The sequence below is a fragment of the Mycobacterium sp. NGS61 genome (genome assembly GCF_059812325.1).
This window is the reverse complement of sequence record NZ_JCALCL010000002.1, coordinates 43,132-59,556: the sequence shown is the minus strand read 5'-3', so window position 1 is coordinate 59,556 and position 16,425 is coordinate 43,132. Positions and strand designations below refer to the sequence as shown.

10 protein-coding genes and 1 pseudogene are annotated in these 16,425 nt (G+C 68.9%); 5 read left to right on the top strand and 6 right to left on the bottom strand.

Annotated elements, in window-relative coordinates; genetic code table 11:
- Nucleotides 1-3: 3 nt before the first annotated feature.
- Both alaS and AC5Y3Z_RS05075 read right to left on the bottom strand, forming a co-directional pair.
- Nucleotides 4-2,700 (bottom strand): alanine--tRNA ligase, encoded by a 2,697-nt coding sequence (alaS, locus tag AC5Y3Z_RS05080; protein WP_473139545.1) that lies wholly within the window; start codon nt 2,698-2,700, stop codon nt 4-6.
- 94 nt (nt 2,701-2,794) lie between these two features.
- Nucleotides 2,795-3,184, bottom strand: coding sequence for a secondary thiamine-phosphate synthase enzyme YjbQ (locus tag AC5Y3Z_RS05075; protein ID WP_473139664.1), 390 nt, complete (start codon nt 3,182-3,184; stop codon nt 2,795-2,797).
- 130 nt (nt 3,185-3,314) lie between these two features.
- Here AC5Y3Z_RS05075 and AC5Y3Z_RS05070 point away from each other — a divergent pair, with 130 nt between their 5' ends.
- Complete coding sequence (locus AC5Y3Z_RS05070) at nt 3,315-3,935, top strand: hypothetical protein (RefSeq protein ID WP_473139544.1); 621 nt, start codon at nt 3,315-3,317, stop codon at nt 3,933-3,935.
- A gap of 26 nt (nt 3,936-3,961) precedes the next feature.
- Here AC5Y3Z_RS05070 and AC5Y3Z_RS05065 read toward each other — a convergent pair.
- Together AC5Y3Z_RS05065 and AC5Y3Z_RS05060 are read right to left on the bottom strand one after the other, a co-directional pair.
- Nucleotides 3,962-4,288 (bottom strand): annotated as a pseudogene (locus AC5Y3Z_RS05065) (hypothetical protein); the annotation flags it as partial.
- On the bottom strand, nt 4,285-5,643 hold the full coding sequence (locus tag AC5Y3Z_RS05060) for a replication-associated recombination protein A (RefSeq protein ID WP_463824993.1): 1,359 nt from the start codon (nt 5,641-5,643) through the stop codon (nt 4,285-4,287). The gene AC5Y3Z_RS05060 and the pseudogene AC5Y3Z_RS05065, both read right to left, overlap by 4 nt.
- Nucleotides 5,644-5,769: 126 nt before the next feature.
- On the opposite strand from AC5Y3Z_RS05060, the gene AC5Y3Z_RS05055 reads away from it, so the two are divergent.
- The 3 genes from AC5Y3Z_RS05055 to AC5Y3Z_RS05045 all read left to right on the top strand — a co-directional run bounded on the left by AC5Y3Z_RS05055 (nt 5,770) and on the right by AC5Y3Z_RS05045 (nt 13,057).
- Entirely contained in the window at nt 5,770-6,903 is a 1,134-nt protein-coding gene (locus tag AC5Y3Z_RS05055) for a DUF2189 domain-containing protein (protein ID WP_463824992.1), read from the top strand.
- Nucleotides 6,904-7,037: 134 nt separating this feature from the next.
- Entirely contained in the window at nt 7,038-10,370 is a 3,333-nt protein-coding gene (locus AC5Y3Z_RS05050; RefSeq protein WP_473139543.1) for a transglutaminase family protein, read from the top strand.
- 14 nt (nt 10,371-10,384) lie between these two features.
- Nucleotides 10,385-13,057: a circularly permuted type 2 ATP-grasp protein gene (locus AC5Y3Z_RS05045; protein ID WP_473139663.1), complete on the top strand. Its 2,673-nt coding sequence runs from the start codon at nt 10,385-10,387 to the stop codon at nt 13,055-13,057.
- Between the two features lie 11 nt (nt 13,058-13,068).
- On the opposite strand, the gene AC5Y3Z_RS05040 is transcribed toward AC5Y3Z_RS05045, so the two are convergent.
- On the bottom strand, nt 13,069-14,100 hold the full coding sequence (locus AC5Y3Z_RS05040) for a zinc-binding metallopeptidase family protein (RefSeq protein ID WP_463824990.1): 1,032 nt from the start codon (nt 14,098-14,100) through the stop codon (nt 13,069-13,071).
- Complete coding sequence (locus tag AC5Y3Z_RS05035; RefSeq protein ID WP_473139542.1) at nt 14,093-15,016, bottom strand: transglutaminase family protein; 924 nt, start codon at nt 15,014-15,016, stop codon at nt 14,093-14,095. The genes AC5Y3Z_RS05040 and AC5Y3Z_RS05035 overlap by 8 nt, the downstream gene beginning before the upstream one ends.
- 124 nt (nt 15,017-15,140) lie before the next feature.
- On the opposite strand from AC5Y3Z_RS05035, the gene AC5Y3Z_RS05030 reads away from it, so the two are divergent.
- Nucleotides 15,141-16,388 carry an esterase/lipase family protein gene (locus AC5Y3Z_RS05030; protein ID WP_473139541.1) on the top strand — a complete coding sequence of 416 codons (1,248 nt, stop codon included), beginning with the start codon at nt 15,141-15,143 and terminating at the stop codon, nt 16,386-16,388.
- The last annotated feature ends 37 nt before the right edge of the window (nt 16,389-16,425 follow it).

The following is a 16,425-nucleotide window of genomic DNA, read 5'->3' as shown; positions in this document are numbered from 1 at the left end:
CACTCAACCGACCCGCGCTATCTGTGCGCGTACCGCGGCAAGGGCCGCGTCGATGCCGGCCGGGTCCTTGCCCGATCCCTGCGCCAGGTCGGCTTTGCCGCCGCCGCGGCCGTCGACGGCCACCGCCAGCTGCTTGACCAGCTCGTTGGCGCTGAGTCCCAGATCCTGCGCGGCGGCGTTGGCCGCCACCGCATACGGCACGCTCGCACCTTCCCCCTCGGAAATGAGCGCCACCACCGCGGGATCGCTGCCCAGCTTGCCGCGGATGTCGCCGGCCAGCGCACGGAGGTCCGCGGCGGTGGTCCCGGCCGACATGCGTTGCGCCACCAGCCGGACATTACCGATGCGCTCGGCCCCGGCGGCGGCATTTGACGCAGCAGCCCGGGCGGTCGCCTGCCGGGCGCGGTCGAGTTCCTTCTCCGCCGCCTTGAGCCGCTCGACCAGGTTGGCCACCCGCGCGGGCACCTCCTCGGAGGGCACTTTCAACGACGACGCCAGTCCAGCCATCAGCGCACGTTCCTTGGCCAGGTGCCGGAACGACTCCAGGCCGACGTAGGCCTCCACCCGGCGCACCCCGGAACCGATGGACGATTCGCCCAGGATGGTCACCGGACCGATCTGCGCCGAGTTGTGCACGTGGGTGCCGCCGCAGAGTTCCAGCGAGAACGGTCCACCGATCTCCACCACCCGCACCTGATCTGGATACGCCTCGCCGAACAGCGCCATCGCGCCCATCGCCTTGGCTCTGTCGAGATTCTCGAGGAAGGTATGCACCTCGAAGTCGGCCTGGACGGCCTCGTTGGTGACTTCCTCAATCTGGGTGCGCTGGTCTTCGGTCAGCGGGCCCTGCCAGTTGAAGTCGAAACGCAGATAACCCGGGCGGTTCAGCGATCCGGCCTGAACGGCGTTGGGGCCCAACACTTGTCGCAGCGCAGCATGCACCATGTGGGTGCCGGAGTGGCCCTGGGTGGCGCCTTTGCGCCAGCCGGGGTCCACCGCGGCGAGCACGGTGTCGCCTTCGACGAACTCGCCGGATTCGACGTTGACCCGGTGCACGTGAACGGTTTTGGCGATTTTCTGCACGTCGGTCACCGCGGCCTTGGCGCTGCCGCCCGACCCGGTGCCGCTGATGGTGCCGGCATCGGCGATCTGCCCGCCGGACTCCGCGTAGAGCGGCGTGCGGTCCAGGATCAGCTCCACCCGGTCGGCGTCGACACCGTCGGCGTGCGACACCACCGGCACCCGCTTGCCGTCCACGAAAATGCCGAGAATCCTTGCCTGAGATGACAATTCGTCGAACCCGGTGAACTCCGTCGGTCCGGCGTCGACCAGTTCGCGGTAGGCGGTCAGATCGGCGTGCGCGTGCTTGCGGGCGGCCGCGTCGGCCTTGGCCCGCCGGCGCTGCTCGGCCATCAGCTCGCGGAAACCGGCCTCGTCGACCGTCAGGCCGGACTCGGCGGCCATCTCCAAGGTGAGCTCGATCGGGAAGCCGTAGGTGTCGTGCAGGGTGAACGCGTCCGAGCCCGAAACCACCGACACCCCGGCGGATTTCGTGGCCCCGGCCACGTCGTCGAAGAGCCGGGAACCCGAAACCAGCGTGCGGTTGAACGCCGTCTCCTCGGCGACGGCGATGCGGTTGATCCGGTCGAAGTCGCTGACCAGTTCCGGGTACGACGGACCCATCGCGTCGCGCACGGTGGCCATCAGATCGCCCACCACCGGGGTGTCGATACCCAGCAGTTTGGCCGAGCGGATCACCCGGCGCAGCAGTCGGCGCAGCACGTAACCGCGGCCGTCGTTGCCGGGGCTGACCCCGTCGCCGATCAGGATCGCGGCGGTGCGGGAATGGTCGGCAATGATGCGGTACCGCACGTCGTCGGGATGATTCCCGACGTCGTAACCGCGCGGTGCGCGGGCAGCCACCAGGTCGATGACTGGCCGCAGCAGGTCGGTCTCGTAGACGTTGGCCACGTTCTGCAGCACCAGCGCGATACGTTCCACACCCATGCCGGTGTCGATGTTCTTGCGCGGCAGCGGCCCGAGGATCTCGTAGTCCTCCTTGGAGGTGCCCTCGCCGCGCTCGTTCTGCATGAACACGAGGTTCCACACCTCGAGATAGCGGTCCTCGTTGGCGATCGGACCACCGTCGACGCCGAATTCGGGCCCGCGGTCGTAGTAGATCTCCGACGACGGCCCACACGGCCCGGGGATGCCCATCGACCAGTAGTTGTCGGCCATCCCGCGCCGCTGGATCCGCTCCGGCGGCAACCCGGCGATCTCCTGCCACAAACCCGCGGCCTCGTCGTCGTCGAGATAGACCGTGGCCCAGAGCTTCTCCGGGTCCATGCCGTAACCACCCTCGATGACGTTGGTGGTCAACAAGTCCCAGGCCAGCGCGATGGCCTCGCGCTTGAAATAGTCGCCGAAGCTGAAATTGCCGGCCATCTGGAAGAACGTGTTGTGCCGGGTGGTGATGCCCACCTCGTCGATGTCGGGTGTGCGGATGCACTTCTGGATGCTGGTGGCGGTGGCGTACGGCGGCGTGCGCTGCCCCAGGAAGAACGGCACGAACTGCACCATGCCGGCGTTGACGAACAGCAGGTTGGGGTCGTCCAGGATCACTGAGGCACTGGGCACCTCGGTGTGACCCGCCTTCACGAAATGATCAAGGAAACGCTTCCTGATCTCGTGTGTCTGCACTCTTCTTCTTCCTCGATCCGGTACCAGGTCAACCGTCAGCCTATGCGCCGCAGCAGGCTACCGAATACCGAATTCGGCCCGCCCAGCCTGCCAGTCAGCCGCCGACGAAGCTCAACCGGACCGACCGCTTGGGGTTGTCCCGGTTCAGGTCGACCAGGACGACGCTCTGCCAGGTGCCCAGCAACGGCTCGCCGCCACTGACCGGCACCGTGATCGACGGTGCGACGATCGCCGGCAGCACGTGATCGGCACCGTGGCCGGGCGAGCCGTGCGCATGCCGGTAACGGTCGTCGCGCGGCAGCAGCCGCTCCAGGGTGTCCACCATGTCCTCGTCGGAGCCCGCACCCGTCTCGATGATCGCGACACCGGCGGTGGCGTGCGGGACGAAGATGTTGCACAGGCCGTCCTCGTGGCTGCCGCAGAACGACCGCACCGCATCGGTGAGATCGACGTAGCGGCGACGCGTGGTGTCCACCTCCAGCACATCGGTATGCACCCGGTCAGCCTACGGTGCACGCCCTACGCGCCGCCAAGTACAGATGTGACGGTTGCCACACCGGCGGGGTCGGAGGAAGGTGGGTGATGAACCCCCCGACGGCAGAAAGGGGCCGATCGTGTACGCACGCTCCACCACCATCCAGGCGCAACCTTCGCTGCTCAACATGGGTATCGCCCACATGCGCGACGTGGTGCTGCCCACGCTTCGCGAGGTCGACGGTTGTCTGGGCATGTCGCTGCTGGTGGACCGGGATTCGGCCCGATGCGTCGCGACGAGTGCCTGGGAGACCGAGGAGGTGATGCGCGCCAGCGCGGAGCGCGTGTGGCCGGTGCGCAGCCGCGCCGTGAAGATCCTCGGCGGCAGCGCCGTCGTCGACCAGTGGGAGATCGCCGCGCTGCACCGCAACCGGCGCTCGGGTCTGGGCGCGTGCGTGCGCGCCACCTGGCTCAAGGCCCGGCCCGAACAGTTCGAACACGCCCTGGACTTCTACAAGTTGGCGGTGCTGCCGGCCATTGAGGAGTTCGACGGGTTCTGCAGCGCCAGCGTGATGATCGACCGCACCTCGGCGCGGGCGGTGGCGTCGGTGACCTACGACAGCCGCGAAGCGATGGAACGCAGCAGCGAGGCGGCCCGCTCGCTGCGCACGGCGATACTGCGGGACCTGGGCGTCGACCAGGACGATGTCGGCGAGTTCGAACTGGCGATCGCGCGGCTGCGGGTGCCGGAACTGGTCTGACCGGCCCGACACTGAGGCGCTACGGCAGCGTCCCCGGGGAACCCCAGGCACGGGTGCACCTCATAGCTGAACACCTCGGCGACGACGCCCGGGTCGCCGGCCATGATCGCGTCCGTGTCCGCGACGGAGGCGGCGAACACCGCGACACCGCACACGTCGGACTCGTCGGTGCTCGGCAGCACCACGGCCAGCACACCGTCGTCGCGCAGGCCGAAGTTGCGCCGGCCGTGCTCCCACACGATCCCGGACGCGCCGTCGTCGCCGTAGTTGGGTCCGCGCGTGAGGATCACGACGCTGTAGGGCTTGGCCGTTGCCAGCAGCGGCGCCATCTCCTCGTCGCTGAAGGTTTTCATGACTGTCCCCGTTTCCCGCGAATGATCGCGCGCAACCGGTCCAGCCGGCCGACGATCTCGCGTTCCGCACCCCGGCCGGTGGGCCGGTAGTAGTCGACGCCCACCAATTCGGTTGGCGGATATTGCTGCGCCACGACGCCGTCCGGGGCGTCGTGGGAATATTTGTAACCCTGCGCGTTGCCCAGCGCTGCGGCACCCGCGTAGTGCCCGTCGCGTAGCTGCGCCGGCACCAGGCCCGCCTTGCCGGCCTTGATGTCGTTGATCGCCGCGCCCAGCGCCGTGGTCACGGCGTTGGACTTGGGCGCGGTGGCCAGGTGAACGGTGGCGTGCGCCAGCGTCAGCTGTGCCTCGGGCATCCCGATCAGCGCCACCGTCTGCGCCGCCGCGACCGCCACCAACAGCGAAGTCGGGTCCGCCATGCCCACGTCCTCGCTGGCCAGGATCATCAGCCGGCGCGCGATGAAGCGCGGATCCTCCCCCGCGACCAGCATCCGTGCCAGATAGTGCAGCGCGGCGTCCACGTCGGAGCCGCGCACCGACTTGATGAACGCGCTGACGACGTCGTAGTGCTGGTCGCCGTCGCGGTCGTACCGCACCGCGGCCCGGTCCAGCGACTGTTCCACGGTTTCGACGGAGACGTGGTCGGTGACCTCGGCGGCCACCTCCAGTGCGGTCAGCGCGCGGCGGGCGTCGCCGGCCGCCAGTTGCACCAACAGTTCGACGGCTTCCGGCGCCACCGACACCGTGCCGTTCAGTCCGCGCGGATCCTCGATGGCGCGCTGCACCACGGTGCGGATGTCATCGGCGCTCAGCGGGCGCAGCTGCAAGATCAGCGACCGCGACAGCAGCGGCGCGACCACCGAGAACGAGGGGTTCTCTGTGGTGGCCGCCACCAGCAGCACCACCCGGTTCTCCACCGCGGCCAGCAGTGCGTCCTGCTGGGTCTTGGAGAACCGGTGCACCTCGTCGATGAACAACACCGTCTGCTCGCCGGAGAGCGCCCCCAACCGCGCCTTCTCGATGACCGCGCGCACCTCTTTGACCCCGGCCGACAACGCCGACAACGCCTCGAACCGGCGGCCGGTGGCCTGCGAGATGAGCCCCGCCAGCGTCGTCTTGCCGCTGCCCGGCGGACCGTAAAGGATGGCCGAGGCCATGCCGGAGCCCTCGACCAGACGGCGTAACGGCGACCCCGCCGCCAGCAGATGCTGCTGCCCGACCACCTCCTGCAGCGACGCCGGGCGCATCCGCACCGCCAGCGGCGATCCGCTCTCGGCGGCGCTTCCGGCACCGAAACCGGCCGGATCCGGTGTACCGGGCAGGTCGAACAGACCGTCGGACACGTTTTCAGGCATACCACGCAGGGCGGACAGGCCACCAATGCGCGCGTGGTGGGCGCACATTTGCTAAGTTCCCGTTTGCTACGCCCGCACGAGTCAGGCCCCGATCGACAAGAGCGAACTACGAGGCAGAGGACAGCAATGAGCCAGCCGCCAGAATATCCAGGCAACCCGGCCGACCCGCAGGGCGGATATCCTCCGGGCTACCCGCCGCAGCCGCGCCAAGGCGGTGGCTATGGGGCGCCTCCGCCGCCACCACCGAGCTTCAGCCCGCCCCCATCCGGGCCCGACTTCTCCAAGCCGCAAAGTCCGTCGCCCGGCAGCTACCAGGCGCCCGGTTACAGCGCGCCGCCACCTCCGCCACCACCCGGCGGCGGGTACGGCGCACCCCCGCCCGGCCCGGGCGCCGGCCCGGCCGCCGGCCCCTTCAGTGTGGGCGACGCCTTCAGTTGGGCGTGGGGCAAGTTCACCAAGAACGTCGGCCCGATGGCCGGATCCGCGGCGATATTCTTCGTCGTCATCGCGGTGCTCGGCGGCATCATGTACGGAGCGTTCATCGCCTCCCTGATGAGCGCGGGCACCACCACTTACGACCCGCAGACGGGTTCCTACTCGACCTACGCCTCCGACAGTGCGCTCGGCATGGGATCGATCATCGGCATGGGCCTGATGGGGCTGGTGCTGGCCGTCGTCGGTTACTACATGCAGGCCGCCATGGCGTCGGGCAGCCTGGACGTCGCCGACGGCCGGCCGGTGTCCTTGGGCTCGTTCCTGAAACCGCGCAACCTGGGTCCGGCCGTGCTGACCGCGCTGCTGGTAGCCCTCGGCGTGGCCGTCGGCACCTTCCTGTGCTACATCCCGGGCCTGATCTTCGCTTTCCTGTCGATGTTCGCGATCCAGTTCGCGATCGACAGGTCGCTGTCGCCGGTGGATTCCATCAAGGCCAGCATCAACACCACCAAGGCGAACGTGGGTCCCGCCCTGCTGTCCTGGCTCGTCCAGGTCGCCGTGCTGATCGTCGGTGAGTTCGCCTGCGGCGTCGGCCTGATCGCGGCCATCCCGGTCGCGATGCTGATCCAGGTCTATACGTACCGCAAGTTGACCGGCGGGCACGTCGCGCCGCTGGAGCAGGCCGGCCAGGCCTCTGGTCTGCCGCCCGGCCAGCAGTACCCCGGCCAGCAGTACCCGGGCCAGCAGCCCTACCCCGGCCAGCAGCAGTACCCCGGCCAGCAGCCCTACCCGGGCCAGCAGCAGTACCCTGGTCAGCAGTACTAGGCGCCATCAGCGGTAACACCCCGAAACAGGCTGTTCACGCCGAACGGCCAAAACCCGAATAACAGCCGCCCGCAACGTAAGCCAGCACTGGCGCACGCTGCGGGCGGCTGTCTCATGTGATGGGATCAGCGGTTATGAGTATCAAAGTTGCACTGGAGCACCGCACCAGTTACACCTTTGACAAGCTGGTCCAGGTGTATCCGCACGTCGTGCGGTTGCGCCCGGCGCCACACTCCCGCACCCCAATCGAGGCCTACTCGCTGCGGATCGATCCCGGCGAGCACTTCATCAACTGGCAACAGGACGCGCTGGGCAACTTTCTGGCCCGGTTGGTCTTCCCCAAGCCCACCCGGGAGCTGACCATCACCGTCGGCCTGATCGCCGACCTCAAGGTCATCAACCCGTTCGACTTCTTCATCGAGGAGTGGGCCGAGACGTGGGACCCGGATAAATCGCTATACCCCAAGGCGCTGGCGCACGACCTCGAACCGTTCCTGCGTCCCGTCGACGAAGGCGCGGAAGGGTCCGGCCCGGGCGACTTGGTGCAGGCCTGGGTCGGCAACTTCAACGTGCCCCCCGGCACCCGCACCATCGACTTCCTGGTCGCGCTGAACCGGGCCATCAACGCCGACGTCAGCTACAGCCTGCGGATGGAACCCGGCGTCCAGACGCCGGATCACACGCTGCGCAGCGGGGTGGGCTCCTGCCGGGACTCGGCATGGCTGCTGGTGTCGATCCTGCGCCAGTTGGGGCTGGCCGCCCGATTCGTGTCGGGCTACCTGGTGCAGCTGGCCTCGGACGTGCCGCCCCTGGACGGGCCCTCGGGACCGGCCGCCGACTTCACCGACCTGCACGCGTGGACCGAGGTGTACGTGCCCGGCGCGGGCTGGATCGGGCTGGACCCGACCTCGGGGCTGTTCGCCGGCGAAGGCCACATCCCGCTGGCCGCCACCCCGCATCCGTCGTCGGCCGCGCCGATCACGGGCAGCACCGATCCGTGTACCTCGACCCTGGAGTTCACCAACACCGTCACCCGGGTGCACGAAGACCCGCGGGTGACGTTGCCGTACACCGACGACGCGTGGGCCTCGATCTGTGCGCTGGGCGACCAGGTCGACCGGCGCCTGGTCGCCGGCGACGTGCGGCTGACGGTGGGTGGCGAGCCGACGTTCGTCTCGGTGGACAATCAGGTCGACCCGGAATGGCGCACCGCCGCCGACGGACCGCACAAGCGGCGGTTGGCCTCCGAGCTGGCCGCCCGGCTCAAGGCGCAGTGGGCGCCGCAGGGTCTGGTGCAGCGCAGCCAGGGCAAGTGGTATCCCGGGGAGCCGCTGCCGCGCTGGCAGATCGGTCTGTATTGGCGCGCCGACGGCCGCGCGCTGTGGAGCGACGACACGCTGCTGGCCGACCCGTGGTCACCCGAACCGGCGGACCCGGTCGCCGACGAGACCGCACGCGACGTGCTGGCGACGGTCGCCGAAGGGCTGGGGCTGCCGCTCACCCAGGTGCGCGCCGCGTACGAGGATCCGCTGGTGCGGTTGGCGAAGTCGGTCCGGCTGCCGGCCGGTGACCCGGTGGCACCCGGCGACGACCTGGACCCCGACGCCGAACAGGACACCGAATCGGGCCGCGCCGCGCTGGTGGCCCGGCTCGACGAAGCGGTCACCACCCCGGCGGCGTTCGTCCTGCCACTGCACCGCCGCGACGACGGCTCCGGTTGGGCCAGCGCGAACTGGCGACTGCGGCGCGGGCGCCTGGTGCTCACCGAGGGCGATTCCCCGGCGGGCTTGCGGTTGCCACTGAGTTCGATCAGCTGGCAACCGCCCCCGGCGTCGTTCGAGGTGGATCCGGGGACCCTCGGGTCGGTGCTGCCGCCGGAACCGGAGGGCGATACAGCCGTCGTCGTGGACCCGGAGAACGCGCCGACGACCGCCCTGGTCGCCGAGGTCCGCGACGGGCTGCTGTATATCTTCCTGCCGCCCACCACCGCCCTGGAACATTTCATCGACCTGGTCGCGCGGGTGGAGACCGCGGTGGTCAAGGCCGGCTGCCCGGTGGTGATCGAGGGTTACGGCCCGCCGACCGACCCGCGGCTGATCTTCACCACGGTCACCCCCGACCCCGGCGTCATCGAGGTCAACGTCGCGCCGACGGCCAGTTTCGACGAGCAGCGCCGACAGCTGGAAACGCTCTACGAGCAGGCCCGGTTGACCCGGCTGTCCACCGAGTCGTTCGACATCGACGGCACCCACGGCGGCACCGGCGGCGGTAACCACATCACGCTCGGCGGCGTCACCCCAGCCGACTCGCCGCTGCTGCGGCGTCCCGACCTGCTGGTCTCGCTCCTCACCTACTGGCAGCGGCACCCGGCGCTGTCCTACCTGTTCGCGGGCCGGTTCGTCGGCACCACCTCCCAGGCGCCACGGGTGGACGAGGGCCGCGACGAGGCGCTCTACGAGCTGGAGATCGCGTTCGCCGAGATCGCGCGACTCTCGGCCGGTGGGGGGGCCAAGCCGTGGGTGACCGATCGCGCGCTGCGCCACCTGCTGACCGACATCACCGGCAACACGCACCGCGCCGAATTCTGCATCGACAAGCTCTACAGTCCCGAAGGCTCCCGCGGCCGGCTGGGCCTGCTCGAGTTGCGCGGGTTCGAGATGCCGCCGCATCTGCGGATGGCGATGGTGCAGTCGCTGCTGGTCCGGTCGCTGGTGGCCTGGTTCTGGGAGCAGCCGCTGCGCGCTCCGCTGATCCGGCACGGCGACAACCTGCACGGTCGGTACCTGCTGCCGCACTTCCTGATCCACGACATCGCCGACGTGGCGGCCGACCTGCGCGCGCAGGGCATCCCCTTCGAGACCAGCTGGCTGGACCCGTTCACCGAGTTCCGCTTCCCGCGGATCGGCACCGCGGTGTTCGACGGTGTGGAGATCGAGTTGCGCGGCGCCATCGAGCCGTGGAACACCCTCGGCGAAGAATCCACCGCCACCGGCACCGCCCGCTATGTGGACTCTTCGGTGGAGCGCATCCAGGTGCGGATCATCGGCGCCGACCGACACCGCTATGCGGTGACCTGCAACGGCTATCCGATACCGCTGCTGGCGACCGACAACCCCGATATTCACGTGGGCGGGGTGCGCTATAAGGCCTGGCAGCCGCCGAGCGCGTTGCACCCGACCATCTCCATCGATGTCCCGCTGCAGTTCGAGCTGATCGACCTGACCGCCGGGACGTCACGCGGCGGCTGCACCTACCACGTCGTTCACCCCGGTGGGCTTGCCTATGACATGCCCCCGGTCAACGCCGTGGCCGCCGAGTCGCGCCGGGCGCGGCGCTTCGAGGCGTCCGGCTTCACACCCGGCAAGCTCGACCTGGCCGGTCTGCGCGAAAAGCAGGCGCGACTGTTCACCGACGTCGGCGCGCCGGGCATCCTGGATCTGCGTCGCGTGCGTACCGTGCAGCGGTAGTGGCGTCCGCAGATATGACACTCGGTCTCAGTGCAGCGTCGGCAGCTTCCTCGGAGTCCTACGACGTCGACCGTCTGCTGGCCGGATACCGCACCGCGCGCACCCAGGAAGCGCTGTTCGATCTGCGCGACGGTCCCGGTGCCGGTTACGACGAGTTCGTCGACGCCGACGGCAACGTCCGGCCGGGCTGGGACGAGCTTGCCGACGCGATCGCCGAACGCGGCCGCAGCGGCCTGAACCGGCTGCGGTCGGTCGTGCACAGCCTGATCGACCACGACGGCATCACCTACACCGGGGTCTCGGACGGACAGGCCGGGCGCGAAGCGGCCTCGGGTCACGGACCCGAACCCGGACCGTGGCGGCTGGACACGCTGCCGCTGGTGGTGTCTGCGGCCGACTGGGATGCGCTGGAAGCCGGGCTGGTCCAGCGCTCGCGGCTGCTGGATGCCGTGCTGGCCGACCTGTACGGCCCGCGCCGGCTGCTCATCGAAGGACTGTTGCCCGCGCAGCTGGTCTTTGCCCATCCCGGCTACATCCGGCCCGCCAACGGCATCACCGTGCCCGGGCACCATCAGCTGTTCATGCACGGCTGCGATGTCAGCCGGCGCTCCGACGGCAACTTCTGGGTCAACGCGGACTGGACTCAGGCGCCGTCGGGCGCCGGCTACGCGCTGGCCGATCGCCGGGTGCTGGCGCACGCGATCCCCGACCTCTACGAGCAGATCGCGCCGCGGGCGAACACCCCGTTCGCGCAGGCGCTGCGGCTGGCGCTGATCGACGCCGCGCCGGACGTGGTGCAGGACCCGGTGGTGGTGGTGCTGAGCCCCGGCATCTACTCCGAGACCGCGTTCGACCAGGCGTATCTGGCCACGCTGCTGGGTTTCCCGCTGGTGGAGAGCGCGGACCTGGTGGTGCGCGACGGCAAGCTGTGGATGCGGTCGCTGGGCACCCTCAAACGCGTCGACGTGGTGCTGCGCCGGGTCGACGCGAGCTACGTGGACCCGCTCGACCTGCGCGCCGACTCCCGCCTGGGCGTGGTCGGGCTGGTGGAGGCGCTGCACCGCGGCACGGTGACGGTGGTCAACACGCTGGGCAGCGGCATCCTGGAAAGCCCCGGGCTGCTGCGCTTCCTGCCGGAGCTGGCCGAGCGGCTGCTCGGCGAGGACCTGCAGCTGCAGACCGCACCCGTCTACTGGGGCGGCATCCCGGCCGAGCTCTCACACCTGCTGGCGAACCTGCCGTCGTTGCTGATCAAACCGGTGGACGGCGGGGAACCCCTGGTCGGCCCGACGCTGTCGGCCGCGCAGCTCGCCGAGTTGACCGCCCGCATCGAAGCGGTGCCGTGGCGGTGGGCCGGTCAGGTGCTGCCCACCTTCTCCTCGGCCCCCACCGACCATGCCGGCGTGCTGTCCTCGGCCGGTGTCGGGATGCGGCTGTTCACCGTCGCCCAGCGCGGCGGGTACGCCCCGATGATCGGCGGCCTGGGCTATGTGACCGCCCCAGGTTCGGCTGCATACACCATGAAAACCGTTGCGGCCAAAGATGTGTGGGTGCGCCCGACGGAACGCGCGACAGCCGAGACGATCACCCTGCCCTCGGCGCCGCAGCCGGCCAAGACCGGCGCCGGCACCTGGGGTGTCAGCTCGCCACGGGTGCTGTCCGATCTGTTCTGGATGGGACGCTACGGCGAGCGCGCCGAGAACATGGCGCGACTGTTGATCGTGGCGCGCGAACGCTACCACGTCTACCGCCACCATCAGGACAGCGAGGAAAGCGAGTGCGTGCCGGTGCTGATGGCCGCGCTGGGCCGCATCACCGGGACCGACACCGGCGCGGGCGGTGCCACCGAGTACGACCACGCCGAGATGATCGCGGTGGCTCCTTCGATGCTGTGGTCGATGACGGTCGAGCTGGACCGGCCGGGTTCGCTGATCCAGTCGGTGGAAGGGCTGGCGCTGTCGGCGCGCGCGGTGCGCGACCAGTTGTCCAACGACACCTGGATGGTGCTGGCCAGTGTCGAACGCGCCGTCGCGCTGCGGTCCGACCCGCCGCAGTCGCTGGCCGAGGCCGATGCGCTGCTGGCCGCCGCGCAGTCGCAGGCGTTGGCCGGGATGCTGACCCTGTCGGGGGTGGCCGGCGAGTCGATGGTGCGCGACGTGGGCTGGACGATGATGGACATCGGCAAGCGGATCGAGCGCGGGCTGTGGTTGACCGCGCTGCTGGCCGACACGCTGACCACGGTGCGCGGCACGGTGGCCGAACAGTCCATCGTGGAAGCCACCCTGGTGGCCTGCGAGTCGTCGGTCATCTACCGTCGTCGCACGCTGGGCAAGGTCAGCGTGGCCGCGGTGACCGAACTGATGCTGTTCGACCCGCAGAACCCGCGCTCGCTGCTGTACCAGGTGGAGCGGTTGCGCGCGCGCCTCAAAGACCTGCCCGGCTCGTCGGGCTCGTCACGCCCGGAACGGATCGTGGACGAGATCGGCACCCGGCTGCGCCGCTCGGATCCCGCCGAGTTGGAAGAGCTGGTCGACGGGCACCGCGAAGAACTGGCCGAGCTGCTCACCTGGGTGCACGCCGCACTGCGCGACCTGGCCGACGCGCTTGCTGCGACGCAGTTGGCGTTGCCCGGCGGCATGCAGCCCCTATGGGGTGGCCCCGACGAGCGCCGGACGATGCCCGCGTAGCGGCGCCGAGCTCAGGCGGCCGCGGTGGTCTCGTCGATCACGGTGTGCACGAACTGCATCTTGTCCAGCACCGCCGGCGGCAGCACGAACGGATACAGGTCGTCGTGGCCCATCGACCGGTTCACCATGTTCAGCGACCACGACAACGGCAGCCACATGTCGATGATGGTGGGAAACGCGCTGGGTCCCAACGGCGGTCGGTCGAACGTGGCCGCCGCCGGCGCCAGGCCGCAGGACGCCGAGGTGTCCAGCGTGTCGCGGATGTGCAGGTAGTGCGCAAACGTCTCCGCCCAGTCCTCGGCGGGGTGCATGGTCGCGTACGAGGAGACGTAGTTCTTCTCCCAGCCGTCCGGTGCGCCCTCGCTGTAGTGCCGGTCCAGCGCCGCCTGATAGTCGGAGTCGGGGTCTCCGAACAACTCGTTGAACCGCGCCAGGTACTCCGGCGACTGGATCAGCCGGTAGAAGTAGTAGTGGCCCACCTCGTGGCGGAAGTGCCCGAGCAGGGTGCGGTACGGTTCGTCCATCTCCACCCGCAACTGCTCGCGGTGCACGTCGTCACCCTCAGCCAGATCCAATGTGATGACGCCGTTTTCGTGACCGGTGATGACATTCTGGTGCGCACTGGACAGCAACCGGAAGGCCAGTCCGTAGTCCGGATCTTCATCACGGCCGATGATCGGCAGTTTCAGTTCGTGCAGTTCGGCGACCAGACGCCGCTTCGCCGCTTCGGCCCGGGCGAACTCGGGCAGACCAACCGTGTCGTCATCGTTGGGCCGCTCGATGGTCAGCGAGCAGGACTCGCACAGGGTGCCCGGCGGATCGACCGGGACCAGCCAATTGCATTCCGCCACATACAGATTGGCGCACAGCTGATATTCGGCCGCCGCGACGGCGCCGGCGTGGTCGCTGTCTTCTTCCTTTTTGGCGATCACCAGCAGCGCCATCTGTTCCAGCGAAAAGCCAAGGGCGCTGCCGCAATTCAGGCAGGCCGAGTTCTCGAATGTCAGGCGTTGGCCACAGTTGGGACAACTGAAATCACGCATAGAGTTCATCACCTTCGAATGGGACGACGTCGACACCGACGTCGATGACACTGCGCTTGGAGTTGGTGTAGATGATGCCGCGCAGCGGTGGCACATCGGCGTAGTCGCGGCCGCGCCCGACCACAATGTAGCGCTGATCGACCAGCGCGTCGTTGGTGGGGTCGAGCCCCATCCACTCGTGCTGACCCGCCTGTTGCGGCGTCCATACCGACGCCCAGGCGTGGGTCGCGTCGATGCCTATCATTCGATCCTTTCCGGGGGGCGGGTTGGTGGCCAGGTATCCCGATACGTAGCAGGCCGCCAAACCGTTGGCGCGCAGACAGGCGATCGCCAGCCTCGCGAAGTCCTGGCATACCCCTTCACGCGCCGTCAGAACCTCGTTGACGCGTGTGGAAACCGTCGTCGAACCGGAACGGTAGGTGAAGTCGGTGTAGATGCGGTTTGCCAGGTCGCGCAACACCTCCACCAGAGGGCGGCCGGGCGCGAAACTGGGTGCGGCGTAGTCGCGTACCTCGTCGGTGATCTCGGGCGGGGTGAGGTCGAGGGTGAAATCGGTAGCCAGCGCGCCCTGCATCCCGGCCGGGCGGGCCGCCTCCCACGGTTGCAGCGCCGGCCCGCTGGTGTAGAGGTCGGCGGTCGGCAGTCCGACGTCGACGATCGAGTCGCTGATGATGGTCAGCGCGCGGTGCGGTGTGGTGACGTGAAAGTACGAGCTGATGTTGCCGTAGGTGTCGCGGCTGGTGGATCTGTCCGCCGGCTCCGGGTCGATGACCAGCCGGTGCGCGACGCAGCGCTGGCGCAGCGAATCACGCGGGGTGAGGAACCCGCGACCGTAGGAGCCGGTCACGAGGTCGGAGTAGCGGTATTCGGTGCGATGCGTGACCCGGTAGCGCTTGGTGTCCCGAAAGTCCGTCACATGCCCAAACCTACTGGGGGCCGGCCGGCGCTGCGGCGGGCAGACCCGGGAATCTGGCCGGCCGGTTTGCAATCGGACGCGAAACGGGAACACTTGTTCACTGAAACGCCGAAAGGAGCTTGTTGTGCAGGCAGACGAAATCCGTTCGCTGGCCGATCTCGCGGGGGAAGGCACCCGGGTGCTGACCACGCTGGTCCGGGACATTCATCGGGGTATCGCCGGCCGGGTCTTCGGCACCATCGGCCCGGCAGCCGCGCCGGTGCGGGTGGTGCACGACACCACCGCGTCCACCATCTACAGCCTGGTGGACCACGCGGTGCGCGGGTCCCTCTACGGCGCCGGGGCGTTGGCTGCCAACACGTGCAGCAATGAGGACGACGAGACGATCGAGGCCCGGCCCCGGATCGCCGGGGTGCTGGCCGCGCTCAACGGCATCTACGGCGACGAGATGACCAACCGCGACAACGGCTTGGCGCTCACCATGCAGATCCGCCGCAAGGGGCTGCCGGTCGGGTTGAGCAGGGACGCCATCGCCACGGCGTTCCCGAAAGCCACCAGCCGGATCGTGGTCTTCACCCACGGCTGGTGCATGACCGAGCGGTCCTGGTGGCGCGCACCGCGCACCGGCGAAGAACTGCGCCCCTACGGCAAACGCCTGCGCAAGGACCTCGGCTACACGCCGGTCTACCTGCGCTACAACAGCGGCCTGCACATCTCCCAGAACGGGCAGGCGCTGGCCGATCTGATCGATCGGCTGTACGCGGTGTGGCCGGTTGCGGTGGAGGAACTGGTGCTGGTGGGCCATTCCATGGGTGGGCTGGTCTCGCGCAGCGCGTGCCACTACGGCCAGCAGCACGAACACGCGTGGACCGACGACGTGTCCCACGTGGTGTGCCTGGGCTCGCCGCATCTGGGAGCCGACCTGGAAAAGGGTGTCAACGCCGCATCCTTCGTGCTGGCGCAGCTTCCCGAGACCCGAGGCGTGTCGAAGTTCCTCAACACCCGCAGCGCCGGCGTGAAGGACCTGCGTTACGGCGCTCTGCTCGACGAAGACTGGCAAGACTGCGACCCGGACGAATTCCTGCGCGACCGGTGCCAGGAGGTGCCGTTCCTGCCCGGCGCGGTCTACCACTTCGTCTCCACCACCGCGGCGCCGCGTGCGGTGGGTCTGCTGATGGGCGACCACCTGGTCCGGCCGAAGAGCGCGGCGGGTCAGGGCAAGTACCGGTCGATCCCGTTCGACGCCGCACACGGGCTCATCCTGGCCGGCCTCAACCACTTCGATCTGCTCAACCACCCGTCGGTCTACGACAAGCTGGTGACCTGGCTGAGCGGGCAGCAGACCGCCGAGCAAACGATGTCGGTGGGCTGATTTCTGCGCTGGATATTCCTCAGCACGGCAAACGCGC